The organism is Microbulbifer sp. GL-2 (assembly GCF_007183175.1).
Classification (GTDB): domain Bacteria; phylum Pseudomonadota; class Gammaproteobacteria; order Pseudomonadales; family Cellvibrionaceae; genus Microbulbifer.
Genome location: NZ_AP019807.1, coordinates 295,705 through 316,520 on the forward strand (window position 1 = coordinate 295,705; position 20,816 = coordinate 316,520).

Here is a 20,816-nt window from a genome sequence, read left to right on the forward strand (position 1 = left end):
GAAAAACAATTATCAGCTCCTCAGCTCGAAGGTACTGCCAGATGCGCAATGCCGCGCAGGGTCAACCGCGATATGATCAGCGCGGTCATACCACAGATTGCGATTGCCGCCGTCAGTGGCTGAGGTGTGCCATCAAATACCAAACTGGTTAATACAATCGCCAGGGCGCCCAGCAACATTTGTAAAGCACCACCTAATGCTGCGGCGGTGCCGGCAATAGGCCCATGGTCCTCAAGGGAAAGTACCATCGAGGTGGGGATAACCAGACCGAGAAATACGTTGGTCGCCAGCAGCATTGCTACCAGTAGAACGAACTGGTCAAAGCCGGCAAAAATCACGGTACTCATTATCAAGGAGCTAATTGCAAAACCAGCTGTTGCCCACTTGACCACCGCCACTGAGCCAAAACGCACCCCGAGGTTTGCAGCAAACTGGCTCGAGATAAAGAACCCCAAGGCGTTGAGAGCAAATGCCAAACTGAACTCTGTAGGAGTCAGCCCATAAAATCCCGTGTAAAGAAAAGAGGCCGTTGCCAGGAAAGAAAAGAAACTGGCAATCCCCAACCCACCTATGCAGGTTAGCCCCACAAAGATAGGGTCGCGGAACAGTGTAGCAAAAGCACCCAGCATAGCACTGAAGCTGAATGGGACACGATGCTCCCGCTCAAGCGTCTCCGGCAAGCTGCTCACCGCAAGGAATAAACTGGCGAGAGTAAGCAATGCAATCAGGATAAAAACACTGCGCCATCCAAAAGGAACTATCAGAATGCTGCCTATCAACGGTGCCAGCATCGGGGAAATGGAAATCACCAGCATAACCGTTGTCATCAGGCGAGTAGCGCGCGCACCAGTATAGTAATCACGAATAACCGCTCGTGGGATAGACATTACCGAAGCGGCCCCCACCCCCTGTAAAAAGCGCAGTGCGATCAGCGATTCGATAGTTGGGGCTACAGCACAGCCGACAGAGGCAAGGGTAAAAAGAAGCAAGCCAAAATACAGTGGCGGCTTGCGTCCAAACATATCGGAAGCGGGCCCATAAAAAAGCTGGCAAACCCCAAAGGCGATGAAATAAGACATCAGGGTATATTGTGCCGCCTCAATAGGCGCGCCGAAACTTTCCGCAATATCCGGCAGGGCCGGTAAATACATATCGATAGCGATCGGGCCAACACAGCTTAACAGTCCCAGGATCAGCGCCATCTTGATTAAATCAGACTTCATATAAATTTCTTCAATGCCTATTAGAGCTTTTATTGACTGGAAACCGGCCCATCTCTTACTTTTTATTTAGTAACAAAAGTATCTGACTATTTCCTTTTTAACGTGGGAAACCACCGGGTAATACTCCTTTCTATTTGACCGGATCAGTGCTTGAGACCTTGATCAGAGCAGCAAGCAACAAATTTTAATCTGTAAAGCTAGCAGCTGTAACGGTCCATGTAATGCACTGACTTTTGAGTCAAACACTAATATCCACTGTGAAACCCCGATGCCATGGGATTGACCCCAGTTTAGTGGGCAACAGAGCCCTCCAATTAAGCATGCCTTCTCCTGAGAGTGCATGAAATAGCGACGACTCTGCCAAGAATTCGCGGTGGATTGCAGCTTGACCCAAAGTTTGAGAGGTAACTATGCCCAACCTTAGTAGCTACGCACAGTGTTCAACGACTGATTATGGAGATCATGTTCACTCCTCTGAGCCCAGTACCTTCTAGCCAGTAGCTGTGATAAAACCAAGTCGGCTTCGACAACTCCAATTTTCGCGACAGCGCCATAAGCAGCGACTACCGTTACGCAGCCGCCCAACGCTACAGCGCAAGCCTCAAAAAATTCCCCTGTTTATCGCCCAGACTCCCTGCTGGGTTATCACCCTCAAACCTGAGGGAGAAGCGGTGTACGGCCTCTTAGGCTCACTCAAGTTCCAGCGGCTGCGAACCAGTCTGGTTAGCGGTGTCGATGGTCGTGCCGGAACGCCAAGGCTCGAAGCCGATGAGATAATTTGCAATGCTACAACTCGGTGGCGTCACCTGTGTGAACTGAAGAGTTCGGAAATCGGCTGTTACCTGGCACATCTGCGCGCAATCCGCCACGCCTATCATGCTGGCCTCAACCGGGTCTGCATCTTGGAGGACGACGTACAGCTGGAACCCGATTTCGGCGCGATGCTGGCAGAACTTGAGCGCCTGCCTGATGAGATGGAAATGATCCGCCTAATGGGTCTTAAGGTACGCAAGCGCAAAGTAATCAAACAATTAAATGATGGCATTCATATACTGGTTCGCCCCGAGCGCGGCTGGTGTGGCGCCCAGGGGTACCTGATTAACCGCCAGGGCATGGAAAAAGTGCTGGGCTACGCCAATCGTATTTTTGAGCCTATTGATAAGGTGTTTGATCACTTCTGGCAGTTTGATCTCAAGCTATACGGTGTCGAGCCCCATTTACTCTGGGAAACAGAGCACACCTCCAGTATCGTAAAATCCAATGTAGGTCGGACAAGAGTTGCACGCTGGCTTTATTGGCTGCACCCCTTTGGTAAACTGTGGCGCAGTGCCGGGCGACACATTTACTTACAACGCCATCGCAGGGCCTTTTATCCGGCGCAAAAACCAAAAGAAAAGCCTGGACGCACCGCAAGGATGAAAATGTAGCCGGGCTACATATCCCAGACTCTCTGCATTTTCAGGAACATAAAAGAAGCCGTCCAGGTAATCATCACCAGCCCGGTTAATGCTTCAAGCCCCGCAGTGAATCGCAAGTGTCCCAGGGGCTCAATATCCCCAAATCCAAGAGAGGTATAAGTGGTAAAGGAGAAGTAAGCACAGTCGAGCAGACTGCCATTAAAATTACCCACCAAGGTACCAAAATAGGGCGAATTGACCATGAAATAGTAGCCGTAGGCAAACAGCCAGATCTCCGCCACATGGGCAAGCAAGGCACCAAATACCCCGAGCACTATGGCAAAATTATGTCGAACTGGTACCCAGCGCCCCAGATGAACCAGGGCATTGAGAACCTCGTGGTGAATCAGCACAACGATTGCAACAATCATGCTGTTCACTACAAATGCAAGAGCCAGCTCAACGTCGATCATGGAAAAACTCACGCACCAGTTTTCCTGCTTCCTCCGCCATAACTCCCGATTCAACGGCAATCTTGTGATTGAAGAAACCCGCCTCCCCTAATTTTAACTGGCTCTCAATAACTCCAGCTCGGGGTTCACTGGCACCATATACCAGGCGACCGACACGGGCATGAACAAGTGCGCCAAAGCACATAGTACAGGGCTCAATCGTCACATAGAGCGTAGTGTTTGGCAGACGGTAGTTTTGTTTGTCTTCAGCAGCACGGCGCAGTGCGACAATTTCTGCGTGAGCGCTGGGATCACAGTTTCCGATCGGGCGATTGCTACCCTCACCGATAACCTTGCCATCCTGTACCAGCACCGCCCCCACGGGCACCTCTCCGCGCTCAGCGGCAAGCTCTGCCAGCTCAAGGGCCCTGCGCATAAACATATAGTCTTTTGGTGTTGCCATAAATCTCTTCTAATTACCTCTATTACCCATGATTGCAACTACCCTGGGTAAAATCATTTTCGCCAAACGGCAGCAGTTCCCTCACCAACTAACGTGCGCTTGATAAAGCGGCGTACAATAAAGTCCGCTTCCAGTACCAGGCTATCCTGCTGCTCCAGTTCCGCTCTTGCTTCCCGGCAGCCCTTCCAGGCAAATGGAGTCATGGCGAGAAAGTCGGCAATAGCTTCATGTCCGCGCAACTCAAAAGGAAAGCAACAGCGCATATCCACCTCGGGATAGAGGCCCTCAACCAGCTTCGGTGCGGGGTGCTTGCGCGGTTCTTTGTATAATTGGCCTTTCAAGGTCCATAAATGATCCGGTCCCGGTGCAACATCCAGCAGCTGCCCTCCTTTTTTTAACACCCGCAACATCTCACCATCCGGTGCCGGTGCAAAAATGCGAAGCAAGTTGTCCACGCTGTTCGAAGCTACCGGCAGGTTGACGTTACTAGCCACAACAAACTGGGCAGCACTATCGGATTTTGCCGCCATACGCACACCGGACTTGGAGATATCCACCCCGGCCAGCCCATGGCCGTGCCAGCCAGCAGACTCCAACTCACGCAGGTAATATCCCTCGCCGCAGCCAATATCCAACAGTTTACGGCCTGGCTTATGAGGCAGCAGAGCCGCAATTGCCTCTACCAATGGACGATAGTAACCCGCTTTGAGAAAACGACGCCGCGCACGCAACATATCTGCAGAGTCTCCCGGCTCCTTGCGGCGCTTGCGATAGACGGGTAACAAATTGACGTAACCTTCTCGTGCTCGATCAAAACTGTGCCGGTTACTGCAGTGCCAGGCTTCTTTCCCCAGCGTCAATGGCTTCGCACAAAGAGGACATTGCCAGATCATTCAACTTCCTGAACTTGTGTATTCTTCATCATAGTTGGCGGAGTACGCCGCAAAATAAGGTCGGCTGCCTTCTCCGCTATAGCGATCACCGGCGCATTGGTGTTGCCGCTGATTAAGGTGGGCATTATGGAGGCGTCCACAACTCTCAGTCCATCTATGCCGCGTACTTTTAGCTCGGTATCGACCACCGCAAGATCATCATTACCCATCTTACACGTGCCTACCGGGTGATAAATTGTCTCAGCATGCTGACGAATATAGTGTTTGATAGAGGCCTTGTTGGTGAGCTTTTGATCGGGCAACAACAGCCGTTCCTGATAGCGCAGCAAATCTTCCTGGTTAATGATGTCCCGAGTCATCTCGAAGGATTCCACCATCACCTGCATATCATCTGGTTCGCTTAGATAATTTGGCTGGATACTCGGCAGCGCCTTGGGGTTCTCAGTATTGAGGGTGATTTCCCCACGGCTTTTAGGGCGCAGTGCACATGCGTGCATCGTGTAGCCATACCCCGGCTGTTTAGTAAAACCGTGATCAAAGGATGGCACTGCAGTGAAGTGAAACTGTATATCCGGGCAGCCATTGGCCAAGGTTGAACTGGCGAAGCCCCCAGCTTCAGCAACATTACTGGTTAATGGCCCACGGTTCAGGAAGAACCACTCAGGCGCGCGCGTAGCGTGCTTCAGTTTCGCCCACAAGTCATTTGCAAAAGTGACTGGGGCCGAGGTTTTCACCACCTGAGAAATATCCAAATGGTCCTGGAGGTTCTTCCCCACCCCGGGCAGGTGATTCTGCAGCAGAATATCAAACTTGCGCAGCTCCTCCTGGGGGCCGATACCTGAGAGTAATAGTAGGTGCGGAGACTGGATGGCCCCCGCACTGAGTAAAACCTCCTTATTTGCCAGGATCTTTTTGCCGTTAAGCAGCTCCACTCCCACCGCCCGGTCGCCCTTCAATATCAGGCGCGCCACCGGGCTGCGGGTCAGTACCCTTAAATTCGGGCGTTTCTTGACCGGATGTAAATAGGCCGCAGCGGCAGAACAACGGCGCCCGCGACGTTGGGTTACCTGGTAAAACCCGACTCCACTCTGCTGGCTGCCGTTAAAATCATCATTTAACCTGTGTCCGGCAGATTGTGCTGCCCGCAGGAATGCTTGTCCCGACTCAGTCTTCCACTTCAGGTCGTTAACTGAAAGCGGGCCATAACCACTGTGATGGGCATCGCTGCCACGCTCATTACCTTCAGACAGAAGGAAATAAGGCAGCATGCTACGCCACCCCCAGCCTGGGTTGCCGGCGGCTTCCCAGGCATCATAATCTTCACCATTGCCGCGAATATAAACCATCGCATTAATGGAACTGCTGCCACCTAGGGTACGACCACGAGGCCAGAACAAGCGCCGCTCGTGCAGGTGTTCCTGGGGTTCTGTAAAGTGGTGAAGGTTATAGCCGGTTCCCGAAAGCAGCATACCTATCCCCAGGGGCATGGAGATCAGAGGGCTGCGATCCGGAGGGCCCGCCTCCAGCAGGCAGACCCGATGTTGCTCATCAGCACTCAAACGGTTAGCCAATACACAGCCGGCAGAGCCGGCACCTACGATCACATAATCAAACACCATTTGAGTGGACATGGGACCTCAGCACCTTTGCAGCTGGATTTGTCATGACGGTACACTCAACCAGAAAAAAATTACAGAGACTAAAAGGACCAAAGGTGAAGGATTACGAGTTCAGCGATAAAAAAATCCTGCAAAGCTGGCACGAAAATGCCAAAGAGTGGGTGAAAGTGATTGATCGGGCAGCCATTCCCAGCCGGGAATTAATCACTAATCAAGCGATCATCGACGCTATCCTGGCGCGCAGTCCCACAAGTGTTCTGGATGTTGGATGTGGTGAGGGTTGGCTGGCTCGCGTCCTGGCGGCAAAGGGGATCGAGGTATGGGGCATTGATGCTGTACCCGAGCTAATCGCTGAGGCAAGGAGTCGCAGTGAGGGCCGTCAACAATTTATGACTGCCAGTTATGAAGATCTTGACACCGGCGCCTTGCCGCAAAAATTCGACCTGGTGGTGTGCAATTTTTCCCTGATCGGTGAAACAGCCACAAAAACCTTTTTCCAAAAGGCTCGCGCACTGCTCAACCCCGGTGGCCATCTGTTGGTCCAGACACTACACCCCCTGGTTAGCTGTGGCGAACAGAGTTACATAGATAGCTGGAGGCCAGGTTCCTGGGCAGGTATAGACGGGAACTTCAAAGAGGCAGCACCCTGGTATTTTCGCACTACATCCAGCTGGGTTCAGCTATTCATCCAAAACGGCCTTGCCCTGGTATCTCTTAAAGAACCCCTCAACCCCGCTACGGGTAAACCGGCTTCGTTGATACTGTACGGCGAGCTGACTCAACACTTCACAGCACCTAGGACGGGCTAACGACAATAGCCACTTTGTAAAGCGTGACGCTAAAAGCTCAGTATAGAAGTTTGAAACGCCATATATTGCCTTGGAAGGAAAATTCCCGCTATTCAAGAGAGATCATAAGCCCATTCTCAAGATCAATTCTTCATCAGCTTTGACGTGGCAATATCAAAATAATAATAAAAAAACATTGGCGTCCCGCTACTCACGGCTGCGACTGCTTGGACAAAAATGGGAGAGTGCCCAGTCCATGCGGCTTCCAAGGAAGAAACTGTCATTTTGAGACTGTCCAGTAAGTGGAGTTGTAAGAGCCGCCTAATTTCCATAGGAAAACACTTTGATACAGGTGTCCCATAATAAATTTAACGACCGCTTGCCGCGACCCAAATGAGAAGTAACACCCCGGGGTAAAAAGAATGGTACTCTGCAGTTTCAGAATCAGACAGGGAAAAATCTTACCATCAACCGTTGGATTGCTCTTGCTTCCTGCCTGCTGTATCTGCTCCGCCGACGACCTGTTTATTCCAGATTCCCAACAAGCCCTGAACACACAATCTGGCAGTTTATTTTTCACTGACAGTGCTTTTGCCATGGACAACGCGGACTTATTTCAAGCCGCGGATTTCCTACGCAACAACTCCATGAACAGTATGCAGAGACGTCTCAATTACCAATGGTTGAAAATGCATACCTACCCCAATGAATTCCGCCCTACCACCGGTGGCAGGGCACTATCAAAAATCCTGAAGATGGGCTGGGAAACCTATAAACAACGTAATAAGCGTACTGTACAAAACAGTCTACTGCGCTATACCGACAACAAGGGCAAAATCGGCAGCTCCTTCGGTTATGGTGTCAGCATCTCCGATGACAAATTCAAAGTCTCTTTTGAGTATGAGTTTTAACACTGGCCATCAACCTATCCTTGCCTCGCTCCAGGTTTGTTAGAATCTCCGCCATCTGAACTTGGCGGAGATAGCCGTGAGCACTTCAAATACCCCAACCACCTTTACCGAACTGCCTATTGCTAGTGTCGGACGGCGCCTGGCGGCCCTGATGTACGATTTACTGATTTTGATGGGGTTGATGATGGTCTATGGCTTTATCGCCCTGCCTGTGGCATCGGCGATTGGAGGATTGAACTGCCAACCTGAAACTATGGATTACAGCCCTTGCGTTGGCGGCCCAATTTATCAGCTGGGTGCGGTTGCGGTGATCACCGGCTACTTTTTCTGGTCCTGGCGTGTGGCCGGGCAGACTGTTGGCATGCGAGCTTGGCGCCTGATATTGGCCAACCCGGACGGAGTCCAGCTCACTTGGCGCCAATGTATACTGCGCGCCATAGTGGCACCCTTGTCTCTGGCCTGTCTCGGCCTCGGTTACTTTTCTGCTTGGGCTAGATCTGACAAGGCCAGCTGGCACGACCTGATCTCAGAGTCCCAAGTGCGCCTGCTGCCTAAAAAGAAAAAATAAGCGGCCTTAGCGAGCCCGCTTGAGAAGTAACCAGCCAACGGCAAAACACAGGATAATTGGCACCAGCACAGCTAGTAGTGGCGGAAAGCCAAAAACCAGCGAGGAAGGCCCGAGCATATCCTGCACAGTCTGGAAGACAATGCCGACAATGATGCCGGTAAAGACCCTCAGGCCTGTAGTTACCTCACGCAGTGGGCCAAAGATAAAGGATATGGCCACCATCACCAGGCTGGCGATGGTGAGCGGTTGCAGGAGCTTCTTCCAGAACTGCAGCCAATAGCGACTGGAATCCTCATCCTTGCGGTCGAGGAAGGTGCCATAGGTCCATAGGTCACGGGGGGAAAGGTCCGAGGGTAACGGCACTATCAGGGCAAATAACTCTGGAGAGATCTCGGCATTCCAGCGACTCGTCGGCAGAAGCTCACTCTGGGTATTCTCAGCCGAAAAGCTGGTGGCTCGGCTATTCTCCAGCTGCCATTTATCTCCTTCAAACTGACCACGCTCGGAGAACTCCACCCGCTCAAGTTCCTGGTCGCTGCCAAACTGGTATCGGGTTACTCCGTATAAGTCGCCATCCGGTAGCGCCGCATTGAAGTGCACAAATTCGCCGCTATCTTTCAGCCACAGGCCACTCTCCAGGCCGGTGGCCTCCAATTCGCCGAGAGCACGAGCCCGGTTGCTCTCCGCAATCACATTTGTTTTGGGGATAACAAATTCTGCCAGCGCCAGGCCGATAAGGATCAGCAGAATAATCGGCTTCATCACAGCCCAGGCGATGCGTCCAATGGATACCCCGGCAGCACGCATCACTGTCAACTCACTGGTTCCTGCCAGGGTGCCCAGGCCAACCATACATCCCACCAACGCAGAAAAACCCAATTGCTCATATATCCGAGCGGGGAGCTTCCACAAAACATACTGCACTGCCTGAGCAAAACCGTAGCCATCCTTGAATTCGCCCAATTGGTCAACAATGGCGAATACAATATCGAGCCCCAGGATAACGAGAAGTACCGCGCCAACAGCCAGGGCAACGGTGCGGCCAATATACAAATCAAGCCTTAGCATCAGTTGCTCCCTCTACCCCTTCTGCGCGCAACTTGGGTTTACGCCGCCAGTTCCTCACAGCCAGGAGCAACAAACCTATCAACAGGAACGGCGGATGCACCAGCCAAATTACAGACGGGTTAGCAAACTTGCCATCCTCGATAGCACCGCGAACTCCCTGCAGGGTCACCAGATAAACAAGGTACAAGAGTATTGCTGGGATCATTTTGGCAAAACGCCCCTGCCGGGGGTTTGTTCTGGATAGCGGCACAGCCAATACGGCAACAACAAGCACCAGCACCGGGAGGCTGAAACGCCAATAAAGAAATGCTTTCTCTTTGGGATCATCACTTTTCAGCAGCTGCAAAGTGGAGGCAGATTCCATCTGGTCGCGCCAACGGTTACGCAGCTGCGGGGACTCAAGCAGCACCTCATAGGTGGCAAACTCCATTTGCCGGTATTCCTGCTTCCCGGGCACCCCCGCATAGCGATAACCATCCCGCAGTACCAGATAGCGCAATCCTGTCTCGGGGTCGATTTGCTGAACCCCCTCACGCGCTCGGGTCACCACCTGGTGATTTGCTTCAGTTTCCTCTTCAGCATCCCTGAGCTCCGCCAGGAAGACATCCTGCATGGTGGACTTGTCTTCACTGAGAGACTCTGCGTAATAGACCGCGCGACCACCACTGGTAGAGATAAATTTCTTCGGCACCAGGTGATCGAATTCATTGCGAGCCTTCTCGATATTGAGCAGGTTGGTAGAACGTGCAACACCCGCAGGGGAGAAATACAAACTCATCGAAGCCACAAACAGCGCCACCATCAGTGCCGGTGCGAGGGTATACATGAGCAGTCGCCACTCACTGAAACCACAGGCGTGCAGCACCGTCATTTCACTTTCTATATACAAGCGCCCATAGGCCAGCAAGATCCCCACAAACAGTCCCAGCGGAAGAACGAGTTCGAGGAAACCCGGTAGGCGGAAGCCCATCAGAGAGAAAAGGATATTAGCCGAGATATCACCCGCGGCAGCCTCCGCCAGGTATTTAACAAATCGGCCACTCATCACCATTAAAAGCAGGACAGCGCTGACTGCCAGCGTGGCATACAGCAGCTCGCGGCAGAGGTAGCGAAAAATAATCACAGGGCGAACGTATTCCTTGGTGACAGCGGTGTGATGAAGTCTGGATTCAAAATGAACAAGTTTTCAACCGGGGTACAGCAATCCGAAGACGGGCGGGTTAAACTTGTGCGACGCATTATTACTAAAAATTCTTGCTATGTCTCGGCCCTGAGCCATGCAATCTATTGTCAGATTTTAAGGAAAGCGAAAAATGCAGTTCTCCGCCAAGGTCCTGGATATCTCCAAACAGCGCACAGCCTGCTCCATTATTTCGGCAGATGTCAAAAACAGCCTTTCCCACAGTGGAAAAAGCCTCGACAAGCTCACCGGGGGAATGATTGGCAAAATTCTCAAGCGCGGCGACCTCGGCACCAAGCCAGGCAGCACCCAACTAATCGATTTGATTGAAGGCCCCAGCGATCGTGTGCTGGTAGTCCGTGCCGGTAAGAGTTCGCTCACCCAGGCTGAGTTCCGCAAGATGGCCATGAACAGTGCCACTGCAGTAAAGAAATTCAAAGACGCCGTCAGCTATCTGTGTGAATTGGATGTAGACGGCGCAGACAAGTCCTGGCAGGCACAACAAATCGCACTGGCCGCTGGTTTGGCCACCTACCGTTTCACCCAGTGCCAGACTGACGCCAAGCCCTATCCCCTGACCAAGTTCGCCGTGCATGCCCTGGAGCGCAAGCAGCTCAAGCCCATTCAGGCAGGCATTGAAGTTGGTGCTGCCCAAGCTGTAGGCAGCAATGTTGCCCGTGAGCTGGGTGATATGCCAGGTAATTTCTGCACCCCCAACTACCTGGCCAGCGAAGCTCGCGCACTGGCCAAAAAACATACAAAACTCAGCACATCTGTGCTCGATGAGAAAAAGATGAAGGCCCTGGGTATGGGCGCCTTCCTGAGTGTGTCCAAAGGCAGCGACCAACCTCCAGCCCTGATCGCCATGAACTACAAAGGTGGCAAAGCCAGTGACAAGCCGGTGGTTCTCGTCGGTAAGGGCATCACTTTTGACAGCGGCGGTATCAGTATCAAGCCCGGCCAGTCTATGGATGAGATGAAATACGATATGGGTGGCGCCGCCAGTGTCTTCGGTGTGATGAACGCCCTGCTGGAGCTGCAACCCGCTATTAACGTGGTGGGACTGGTTGCCGCTGCAGAGAATATGCCCAGCGGCGGCGCCAGCAAGCCCGGCGATATTGTGACTTCCATGTCTGGCAAAACCATCGAGATTCTGAATACCGATGCCGAAGGCCGCCTGGTACTCTGCGATGCACTCACTTATGCCGGCAAGTTTAAACCCCGCGCCGTTATCGATATCGCTACCCTGACCGGCGCCTGTGTTATTGCTCTCGGCCACCACGCCAGCGGGCTTTACGCCAATAATGAGAAGCTCGCCAAGGAGCTGATCAAGGCTGGGGAAACCACCGGTGACCGCGCCTGGCAGATGCCGCTGTGGGATGAATACCAGCCTTCCCTCGACTCCAACTTTGCCGATATGCAAAACATAGGCGGCCGCGAAGCAGGCTCTGTCACAGCTGCCTGCTTCCTCTCGCGCTTTACCAAGGACTACAATTGGGCGCATATGGATATCGCCGGCAGTGCCTGGAAATCCGGTGCAGCCAAAGGTGCCACTGGCCGCCCGGTTCCGCTACTGGTGGAATACCTGCTGGGAAAATAAGCAGTAAAAGCGCACAATAGCCGTCCACTTTGCAGTGGGTGGCTGGCGAAACGGCTCCAATGGAGCCGTTTGTCATCTCGGCACAGGCAAGAATTTTACCGGCACTCCCGATGACCCGTATCGATTTTTATATCCTCTCCTCCGACCAGCCCCAACAAGCGGATATTTTCGCCTGCCGCCTTGCGGAAAAAGCCTACCGCAGCGGATTGCGTGTCCTTGTTGCTGTGGATAACCACGAGCGTGCCGCTCAATTTGACCAGCTGCTATGGACTTACCGAGAAGATAGCTTCCTGCCCCACGCTTTCCAAAACGAAGAACAGCAATCAGCCGTTGAGCTGAATAGTGGGGAAGACCCTGGTACTCACCATGGGCTGCTCATTAATTTATGCAGCAAGGTACCCAAGTGGTTCAGCCGCTTTGATCGTCTTGCGGAGATTGTTGTGCAACAACCGGATACACTACAGCGCTCACGTTTACGATTTGGTCACTTCCGTGATCGCGGATATCCGTTACAATCCCACAAGATCAATCAAAGCATGTAATCACTCACTATTGCCATGTCCGGTCGAAAAAACAAACAAAAGCAGCGCGGACAGCAGCGTAAGCAGCCCAGCGAGTTGCTCAACGAGCTGAATTCGCTTCACGATCTCCTTAATAGTGATGACCTTGATGAAATTCCACTGCTTAACCAGTTAGCCAGTCCCAATAGCCAGCGAACACCCGAGCCCTCCCAGGTAGAGGTACCTACGTTATCCGCTGAGCCGGTCGTAATGTCTTCACTTGCGATCACAGAGACTCAACAGCAACCTGCGCGGACGAAAGAGGAAGATGAGGAAGTGCTCACAGATACTACCGACCTGCCCATCCTTTTCTCCCCGGTTGAAGAGCTGGCACCCACGGAGAGCGAAATCCAGCTGGCTGAGTCAGACCTGGCATTGCTGCAACCTCTTCAGAAACTGCCTCCAGCAGAGAGGAACACCGGCTTGGCAGAACCAGAAGCCACTTTTGATGGGACATCCAAAACCAGTGAGGATGCACCGCAGGAGACTAGTGCCCCGGCGGTGGATAACCCTTTCCTGCCCGCCCATATTCGCGCGCGCCTTACCGGAGGCAAGGTCCCCGCAGGGGAAAGCCTGGACAATCCAAAGACTGAACCAGTAGATACCACCAGTGCGACTACACGCACCCAGGCCCTGGTGATGGCCCAGGCCATGAGTGAGCGGGAAGGCCCTGCGGATAAGCTGGAGCCCTCAGAGAAAGAGCGACAGCGCCAGGCTCTGGTTGAACAATTAGTCGCACAACAATTACCAGAACTCGAGCGACAGCTACGTGCTCAGATCGAAAAAGTCGTCGACGAGCTGGGCGTCTGGGACTGATTACCAATACAGGCAAAACCTGCCTTTTGCCCATCAGACCCCGGCGGTATAATTCCCGCCTTTTCCGCGCAGCCCGAGCAAGCACCAGACTATCCTGAGCCAAAACGCTGTGCACGCAGTCAGTTAAACACAAGGTTTCCCGCCCGCATGGACAAAACATACCAGCCCAACGCCATCGAACAGCAATGGTACAAAACCTGGGAGGAGAACGGCTACTTCAAGCCTTCCGGGGATACTGAGGCCAAGCCCTACAGCATTATGATCCCGCCGCCGAACGTCACCGGCAGCCTGCATATGGGTCACGGTTTCCAGGAATCCATTATGGACGCCCTAATTCGCTACCATCGCATGCAGGGAGACAACACCCTGTGGCAAGTGGGCACCGACCATGCCGGTATCGCCACCCAGATGGTGGTAGAGCGCCTGCTGGGCGCCGAAGGCGTATCCCGCCACGACCTGGGCCGCGACAAGTTTATTGAGAAGGTCTGGGAGTGGAAGGAAGAGTCCGGCGGCACCATTACCCGCCAGCTGCGCCGCCTGGGCGCCAGCCCCGACTGGTCCCGCGAACGCTTCACCATGGACGACGGCTTCTACAATGCGGTACAGGAAGTCTTTATCAAGCTGTATGAAGACGGCCTGATTTATCGCGGCAAGCGCCTGGTGAACTGGGACCCGAAATTCCACACCGCAATCTCAGACCTCGAAGTATTAAACGAAGAGAAGCAGGGCCACCTGTGGCACTTCCGCTACCCGCTCTCCGACGGCTCCGGCCACTTGGTAGTCGCCACTACCCGCCCGGAAACCATGCTCGGCGATACCGCCGTAGCCGTACACCCGGAAGACGAGCGCTACCAGCACCTGATTGGCAAGACCATCAAGTTGCCCCTGGCAGACCGTGAAATTCCGATTATTGCCGACGAATACGTCGACCGTGAATTCGGCACCGGCTGTGTGAAAATCACCCCGGCCCACGACTTCAACGACTACGAAATGGGCCAGCGACACAATCTTGAGATGATTAACATCCTCGATGCCGACGCCCACTTGAACGACGCAGTGCCGGAAAAATACCGGGGCATGGAGCGCTTTGCCGCGCGTTCACAGGTGGTCGATGACCTGGACGCCCTCGGCCTGCTGGAAAAAGTAGAGCCCCACACCCTGAAGGTACCTCACGGAGACCGCTCCGGCGCCGTGATCGAGCCCTGGCTCACCGATCAATGGTACGTAAAAACCCAGCCCCTGGCCGATGAAGCCATCGCCGCCGTTGAAGATGGCAGTGTTAATTTCGTACCGAAAAACTACGAAAACATGTACTTCTCCTGGATGCGCGATATCCAGGACTGGTGTATTTCCCGCCAGCTGTGGTGGGGCCACCGCATCCCCGCCTGGTACGATAGCGAAGGCAAAGTCTACGTTGGCCGCAGCGAAGAGGAAGTACGCGAGAAGCACAACCTGGGCGCCGACATCAGCCTGCGCCAGGACGACGACGTACTCGACACCTGGTTCTCCTCCGGCCTGTGGACCTTCGGCACCCTGGGCTGGCCAGAAGATACCGAAGAACTGAAAGCCTTCCACCCCAGCTCAGTACTGGTCACCGGCTTCGATATTATTTTCTTCTGGGTCGCGCGCATGATGATGCTGACCCTCTACTTCAAGAAGGAAGTGCCCTTTAGCACCGTATATGTCCACGGCCTGGTGCGCGACAACCACGGCCAGAAGATGTCCAAATCCAAGGGCAACGTGATCGACCCCATCGATTTGATCGACGGTATCGACCTGGAGACCCTGGTAGAGAAGCGCACCTCTGGTCTGATGCAACCGCACCTGCGCGAGAAGATCGAAAAGCAAACCCGCAAGGACTTCCCCGAAGGTTTCTCTGCTTTTGGTACCGATGCCCTGCGCTACACCTATTACTCACTGGCTTCCACCGGCCGCGACATCAAGTTTGATGTGGGCCGTATCGAAGGCTTCCGCAATTTCTGTAACAAGATCTGGAACGCCTCCCGCTACGTTCTGCAAAACTGTGAAGAACACGATTGTGGACAAGATGGCAGCACGGATTTTGAACTGACCATCGCCGACCGCTGGATTATTTCCCAACTGCAGCGCACCGAAATCACCGTGCGCGAAGCCATGGACACCTACCGCTTCGACCTCGCCTCCCAGGCACTGTACGACTTTATCTGGAGTGAGTACTGCAGCTGGTACCTGGAACTGTCCAAGCCGGTACTATGGGACGACAACGCCTCCGACGCAGTGAAGAAAGGCACCCGCCGCACCCTGATCCGCGTACTGGAAACCATTTTGCGTCTGGCTCACCCACTGATGCCGTTTATCACTGAAGAAATCTGGCAGCGTGTAAAAACCCTCGCCGGTTCCAACGGTGACACCATTATGCTGCAGCAGTACCCGGAAGCAGATAACAGCAAGATCGACGAAGAAGCGGAAGCGGCCGTTGCCTGGTTGAAGCAGGTTATTGAAGGCGTGCGTAATATTCGCGGTGAAATGAATATTTCCCCAGCGAAGAAAATCCCACTGATCCTGCGCGGCGGTTCCAGCCGAGACAAAGAACTGCTGGAGCAAGCCCGCAGCCTGCTGATCAAACTAGCCAGCCTCGAAGAAATCACCTGGCTGGAAAGTGGAGAAGCTGCACCAGCCTCCGCCACCGCCCTGGTAGGCGATATGGAATTGCTGGTACCCATGGCTGGCCTGATCGACGTTAAAGCCGAGAGTGCCCGTCTACAAAAGGAGATTGATAAACTTTCCAAAGAACTCGCACGAGTTGAAGGCAAGCTCAACAATCCCAAGTTTGTGGACAAAGCCCCCGAAGCCGTTGTTGCCAAGGAGAAGGACAAACTCGCGGAAATGAAAGGGGCCCAAGAGCGCCTGCAACAGCAACTTGAGGAAATCAGCAACCTTTAATAGTTCTGGTAATCTGCTCCGATAAAGAGTGGATCTGATTTAAAATAGGGGGCTCTGCCCCCTTTTCTTTTTTTTGATATAAATCAAGCAACCCCTTCTTGCCCTAGTGCCTTTCGATTTTCTATCAACTCTAGAACCCGAGTATGTGCTCAATGTATCTGCACCGCTTATGGGTTTGTCAGCTCTAAAATCAGCTTTACCGAAGTGGTATACGACCTACAGCGCGGTGAAACGCTTCAGGAACCGCTCAATTTTGCAACCCTCCTAAGTAACTAATAAGAAATCAACATGATTTCCGATCGGTTTGGCTGATATTTTATAAAAGATCCTGATTGATTGAATACAGGTTGGTAATCATGATAATAGTCGTCAGAATGATTACTATATAAATGTTATTCACACGAGGCGAGAAATGGATAGCAAGATTGCCGGGGCTATAGGCCTACTAGCGCCAGCTACATTAGTGGGCATGTGGGTTATTTATCTATTTTCGGTTCGCCCTGATTGCGCAGATTCAATTCAGTTGGCAATGGATTCTGCGAAGTACGCATTAACTCCAAGTGAGTCTGGAACTTGGCTCTTTATATACACACTTACCTCAATAACTGTCGGCCTAGTAACAAGCTTTATTCTATTCTTTAGTGCAAATAAGCAAGTTGCCATGTATATCACGGCAGCACATAGTATTGCTGCATTATTCTTGTATACATGGTCGCTAGTACTCGTAATAGCATTGCCACTGTTCTTTTTCGACAAGGTGCGCAAAAATACATAACAAAGCCAAGTACTATCGCCAGCAAAGCTGGCTGGCTAGACCTACATTCCACAGTTTTGCTGCTCCATTTCAGCCCGTGTTTGCGGCGTTATAAATCCATATGATCAAAGAAAAATTAAAACATAGTTGTAGGCAAAATCAGTACGAAGATGCTGAAATTTTCTATCAAAAAATTAATCGGGTGGAGTGGGGTTGGGTTCTTTCGCAGTGGCAATCTGCAACTGAATTTGATATTGAGGATGGTTATGAAGGGGAAGTTGGCTCACAGATGTGCTCTCATCACCTCCTTATAAGATACTGCCCATTTTGTGGTGAAGATCTTGAAAATAAGAGAGAGGTACATGATAGCTTATAACAAGCTAATAAACTTCACGCGCGAAAGACACGCGTCGGGCAGCTTACGATACGCTCCATCTGCCAGTTATTAGAACGTTAACCCTATCACCCAGCGGACTGAACACGCCAACGCGCGCCCTTACTTAGGGCGCCCCGTAATCTCAACCACCTCCATCCCCCAGCACCCTCTCCTTTTGGACACGCCTATAGATTTCCTCACGGTGAACCGGTAGTGATTTGGGGGCACGTATGCCTATCTTTACCTGATTACCCTTAACTTCCAATACCGTAATTGAAACGTTCGCTCCAATCCGCAAGTTTTCACCCGTCCGGCGCTTTAAGATCAACATAATTGCTTCCTATGAATACTCAAACCATACGTAGACCTCCCTTAATGGAAGGATTTGAAAGTAACTGTTAAGGAAGTATCAGGTGGGGCGCGAGAACGGTAGGCATAGAGGTAGAAAAGGCAGACGCAACGCTTCCAGAGCCAAGGGACACGCCCCAAACTACTGAATGAACTCCACTTTATTGAAGACGAGCGGGTTTCTAGCGTATGATCCATATAGCCATTTTGATAGTTAGAGTATCAATTTGGTTAGCTGGCCCCTGGTGTTAGCGCACCTTGGGTCAGCGCCTTTTACTTACTTTTACGTCACGCTACCGTACTCCTTTGAGGGAATGGTTCTTTTAGAAAATTCTTGGGCACTTTGAATCTCTTTGGTCATCGGCCTTTAGAAGGCTGCTCAATGACGATCCAAATATCGATAAATATCCACCGATTCTACGCAGCTTTGACACTAAAACAAACTGAATAAAATCCAATAAGATTATTTCTGTGCCTATATTTTTGGTGGTTCACGCTTTGAAACATTCAGTTGCGTATAAAAATGGCCGTTAAGGTTAGCACTCTTCCCCGTAACTCACTTTGAAATCCTGAAACAATAGATCATCCACAGCGGCTTCATTTTGCTGCCTTTCTATACACATTGTTATTTTCTTCCGCTGCCAACATCGAAAATCAAGAGCAACCGCAATATATCTACTAAAGTAATTCTACTCCTGTGCAGGCTAACATATTGATTTATATGTTTTTTTTGACTAGAGGTGTTTTCTCGTCTTGGGATATGGTGACTAGTGATATAATGCGGCTGCTTTTGAATACACTGTTATATTTCAAGGTGAGTTTATGGATCTAAAGGAATTTGTTTCGGAAACGCTAGTTTCTATAGTCAATGGTATCAAAGATGCTCAGGAAAAAACTAAGAATTTAGGTGCGTCGGTTAACCCTGGTGGTCTCATGAGAAAAAGTGAAGCTGTAAACAATAACTCTACCTGGGATAATCGTAACAATAATTTTTCCCAGCTTGTAGCATTTGATATTGCAATCACCGCTGAAGATTCTGCGAAGGGTGGGGCAAAAGTTAAGGTACTGTCTGGAATTCTTGGTGGTGATATAGGTGGTGAAAAAGGCTCAAAAAACGTCCTTGCTAGCCGCGTCCAATTCGCAGTTCCAGTACTATTCCCTTCAGAGGATATTGAAGACCCAGCAGCAAGAACTGCAAAAAAATATGAGCCTAAAATTCCTAACGCTATAAAACCTATCAAATAAAATATAACAGGTTGTTCAAATTCATTCGGACGCAAAGGTGCGCCATTCACCGGACAGTCTACACTACGTTTCGACTGCCGTTTAGCAAAGCGTTAAATTTATCAAGGATATAAGGTGTTCCAATTAGAGAAGTCTTCATTGTTTTTTGAAGGGATGGCAAAAGAGCATCCTGATTTAGTTCAAAATATCGAAATAGTACATGAAAACAAGCTGGTATTAGATGAGTCATATCATACGCCTAAATACTTTATTTTGAATTTGAATAACTCATTGAGATCATTGCTTTTCTTTATCGAAAATTCAATCAAGAACTCTCCAGACTGGCTGAGAGAATCTGTAAAGACCTTTAGAGAACAAAACCAAAGAGAATATGAAATTCTAAAAAGGTTACGTGATGTGAGTGCTCATCAGGCACTAGTGTTTCCTGCTGAGTCGATAATAACTTGTCTTTATAGGATTAGATCAAGCCAAGAGTATGTTGCAAAGATTGGCACGGGGGATTTACAGCGGCCAGGAGACTATTCATGGGATTTGGCGATGAAAGATACAGATGAGGTTTTCCATGATCTTCTGGTGTTTCATAGCATGGCGTTTATGGATTTAGAACACTGTGCGTTGAACGAATGCCTAGGAATAACAAGGAAATGGTTCTTTCATGTTAAGTTCTCTAACAAAGCGAACTCATATGATGAAGTCGTAGATATATATGAACTTCTTTGTCAATTCTCAATGCAGATATTGGACTCAGTATGCTTGGCTTATGCGGAGAAAAAAAGCATTCAATTTAATATGACTTTTTATAACCCAATGAAAGAGTTTAATTGTGTAAACACGTTACTAGAAATTGATCTTTATCCGTCGCTTTTCTCTGAATGGTGGAAAGAGGAAATTTCGCCATTAAATTATGGTGTGAGACTAAAGAAATACGCAGGCGAATCCATAAAGGCATATGATGACATTCACTATGAATGCTATAAGAACCTTTGTGATAGTAAAGAATCATATAAGAAACTTCTAACAAAGTATCGTGACTTACCAATTGAGGAGTATTTAAGCAAAGAGAATCTCAATGAATTTCACTCTTTCATTTACTTCAATCATTGGCATTTCAAGAGCTCATTTAAAGGTGGCTTAATGAAGTATCCTGTTAAGCCTTCAGAAATAATGCATTTGCAACGACTTGGAAAGATATTTCTTAGTGAGCATAGAAAAGAAAAGCTGTGTACCATTGCTTCAACCGGCAGAGACTTAAAGAAACAGCTAGGTGTCATTTGTGAAAAAATTTAAATCGGGTAGCTGGTAGTTTCTAGCTACAGACCCCCACACCACCCATCGTACGGGTCCGCAATGGTCGGCCCCCTATCCGTAATGAATCTCTACTTAGCGATAGTGTCGAGCAGCACTTCACTTAAGTTGAGTGTCAAGGTAATGCGCCACCTCAACTTTATCCAACTGGAAACATATCGGGTAGGCTAATCTTGCCTTATAACCCATGGATTCAGGTCCAGGCCTTCTCTCTACCCAAAGTATTAATCTTGGCATTTGGCTACTATGCTGTCGGCTGACTTATATTTAATCACCGTGGTCATTACTGATCGAGGTGCTGCTGTTTTCCACCACTATTATCTAACCC

General features: G+C 50.7%; 20 protein-coding genes. 12 read left to right on the top strand and 8 right to left on the bottom strand.

What is annotated here, in order from left to right; translation table 11 throughout:
- Positions 1-20 precede the first annotated feature (20 nt).
- Positions 21-1,223, bottom strand: a complete 1,203-nt coding sequence (locus GL2_RS01340; protein WP_143728939.1) for a multidrug effflux MFS transporter — start codon at positions 1,221-1,223, stop codon at positions 21-23.
- A 671-nt stretch (positions 1,224-1,894) separates the two neighbouring features.
- On the opposite strand from GL2_RS01340, the gene GL2_RS01345 reads away from it, so the two are divergent.
- The gene (locus GL2_RS01345; RefSeq protein ID WP_172621018.1) at positions 1,895-2,650 is read left to right on the top strand and encodes a glycosyltransferase family 25 protein; all 756 of its coding nucleotides are present in this window, start codon (positions 1,895-1,897) and stop codon (positions 2,648-2,650) included.
- A 5-nt stretch (positions 2,651-2,655) separates the two neighbouring features.
- Here the strand turns inward: GL2_RS01345 and GL2_RS01350 are convergent, their stop codons facing one another.
- The 4 genes from GL2_RS01350 to GL2_RS01365 are packed head-to-tail and all read right to left on the bottom strand — an operon-like array spanning position 2,656 to position 6,059.
- Entirely contained in the window at positions 2,656-3,105 is a 450-nt protein-coding gene (locus GL2_RS01350; protein WP_370452088.1) for an ion channel, read from the bottom strand.
- Positions 3,080-3,535, bottom strand: coding sequence for a tRNA adenosine(34) deaminase TadA (gene tadA / locus GL2_RS01355; protein WP_143728941.1), 456 nt, complete (start codon positions 3,533-3,535; stop codon positions 3,080-3,082). Before tadA ends, GL2_RS01350 begins: the two co-directional genes overlap by 26 nt.
- 53 nt (positions 3,536-3,588) lie before the next feature.
- A complete protein-coding gene (locus GL2_RS01360) occupies positions 3,589-4,428 on the bottom strand; it encodes a putative RNA methyltransferase (RefSeq protein WP_143728942.1) in 840 nt (279 codons plus the stop codon).
- Entirely contained in the window at positions 4,425-6,059 is a 1,635-nt protein-coding gene (locus tag GL2_RS01365) for a GMC family oxidoreductase (protein ID WP_143728943.1), read from the bottom strand. Before GL2_RS01365 ends, GL2_RS01360 begins: the two co-directional genes overlap by 4 nt.
- An 83-nt stretch (positions 6,060-6,142) precedes the next feature.
- On the opposite strand from GL2_RS01365, the gene GL2_RS01370 reads away from it, so the two are divergent.
- The 3 genes from GL2_RS01370 to GL2_RS01380 all read left to right on the top strand — a co-directional run bounded on the left by GL2_RS01370 (position 6,143) and on the right by GL2_RS01380 (position 8,314).
- Positions 6,143-6,856 (top strand): bifunctional 2-polyprenyl-6-hydroxyphenol methylase/3-demethylubiquinol 3-O-methyltransferase UbiG, encoded by a 714-nt coding sequence (locus tag GL2_RS01370; protein WP_172621019.1) that lies wholly within the window; start codon positions 6,143-6,145, stop codon positions 6,854-6,856.
- Between the two features lie 464 nt (positions 6,857-7,320).
- Positions 7,321-7,746, top strand: a complete 426-nt coding sequence (locus GL2_RS01375; protein ID WP_232053730.1) for a hypothetical protein — start codon at positions 7,321-7,323, stop codon at positions 7,744-7,746.
- Between the two features lie 76 nt (positions 7,747-7,822).
- The gene (locus tag GL2_RS01380) at positions 7,823-8,314 is read left to right on the top strand and encodes an RDD family protein (protein WP_143728946.1); all 492 of its coding nucleotides are present in this window, start codon (positions 7,823-7,825) and stop codon (positions 8,312-8,314) included.
- A gap of 6 nt (positions 8,315-8,320) precedes the next feature.
- Here the strand turns inward: GL2_RS01380 and lptG are convergent, their stop codons facing one another.
- Together lptG and lptF are read right to left on the bottom strand one after the other, a co-directional pair.
- Positions 8,321-9,382, bottom strand: coding sequence for an LPS export ABC transporter permease LptG (lptG, locus tag GL2_RS01385; protein WP_143728947.1), 1,062 nt, complete (start codon positions 9,380-9,382; stop codon positions 8,321-8,323).
- Positions 9,369-10,505 (bottom strand): LPS export ABC transporter permease LptF, encoded by a 1,137-nt coding sequence (lptF, locus tag GL2_RS01390; protein WP_143728948.1) that lies wholly within the window; start codon positions 10,503-10,505, stop codon positions 9,369-9,371. The genes lptG and lptF overlap by 14 nt, the downstream gene beginning before the upstream one ends.
- Before the next feature lie 190 nt (positions 10,506-10,695).
- On the opposite strand from lptF, the gene GL2_RS01395 reads away from it, so the two are divergent.
- The 6 genes from GL2_RS01395 to GL2_RS01420 all read left to right on the top strand — a co-directional run bounded on the left by GL2_RS01395 (position 10,696) and on the right by GL2_RS01420 (position 17,590).
- The gene (locus GL2_RS01395) at positions 10,696-12,162 is read left to right on the top strand and encodes a leucyl aminopeptidase (RefSeq protein WP_143728949.1); all 1,467 of its coding nucleotides are present in this window, start codon (positions 10,696-10,698) and stop codon (positions 12,160-12,162) included.
- Between the two features lie 59 nt (positions 12,163-12,221).
- On the top strand, positions 12,222-12,704 hold the full coding sequence (locus GL2_RS01400; protein WP_232053731.1) for a DNA polymerase III subunit chi: 483 nt from the start codon (positions 12,222-12,224) through the stop codon (positions 12,702-12,704).
- 15 nt (positions 12,705-12,719) lie between these two features.
- Positions 12,720-13,538 (top strand): hypothetical protein, encoded by an 819-nt coding sequence (locus GL2_RS01405; protein WP_143728950.1) that lies wholly within the window; start codon positions 12,720-12,722, stop codon positions 13,536-13,538.
- A gap of 147 nt (positions 13,539-13,685) precedes the next feature.
- Positions 13,686-16,460, top strand: a complete 2,775-nt coding sequence (locus GL2_RS01410; protein WP_143728951.1) for a valine--tRNA ligase — start codon at positions 13,686-13,688, stop codon at positions 16,458-16,460.
- Positions 16,461-16,872: 412 nt separating this feature from the next.
- Positions 16,873-17,235 carry a hypothetical protein gene (locus GL2_RS01415; RefSeq protein WP_143728952.1) on the top strand — a complete coding sequence of 121 codons (363 nt, stop codon included), beginning with the start codon at positions 16,873-16,875 and terminating at the stop codon, positions 17,233-17,235.
- 100 nt (positions 17,236-17,335) lie between these two features.
- The gene (locus GL2_RS01420) at positions 17,336-17,590 is read left to right on the top strand and encodes a hypothetical protein (protein WP_143728953.1); all 255 of its coding nucleotides are present in this window, start codon (positions 17,336-17,338) and stop codon (positions 17,588-17,590) included.
- Between the two features lie 142 nt (positions 17,591-17,732).
- On the opposite strand, the gene csrA is transcribed toward GL2_RS01420, so the two are convergent.
- Positions 17,733-17,921: a carbon storage regulator CsrA gene (gene csrA, locus GL2_RS01425; RefSeq protein ID WP_143728954.1), complete on the bottom strand. Its 189-nt coding sequence runs from the start codon at positions 17,919-17,921 to the stop codon at positions 17,733-17,735.
- Between the two features lie 839 nt (positions 17,922-18,760).
- Between csrA and GL2_RS01430 the strand changes: the two genes are divergently transcribed.
- The gene (locus GL2_RS01430; RefSeq protein WP_143728955.1) at positions 18,761-19,183 is read left to right on the top strand and encodes a hypothetical protein; all 423 of its coding nucleotides are present in this window, start codon (positions 18,761-18,763) and stop codon (positions 19,181-19,183) included.
- 114 nt (positions 19,184-19,297) lie between these two features.
- On the top strand, positions 19,298-20,470 hold the full coding sequence (locus GL2_RS01435) for a hypothetical protein (RefSeq protein ID WP_143728956.1): 1,173 nt from the start codon (positions 19,298-19,300) through the stop codon (positions 20,468-20,470).
- Positions 20,471-20,816 lie beyond the last annotated feature (346 nt).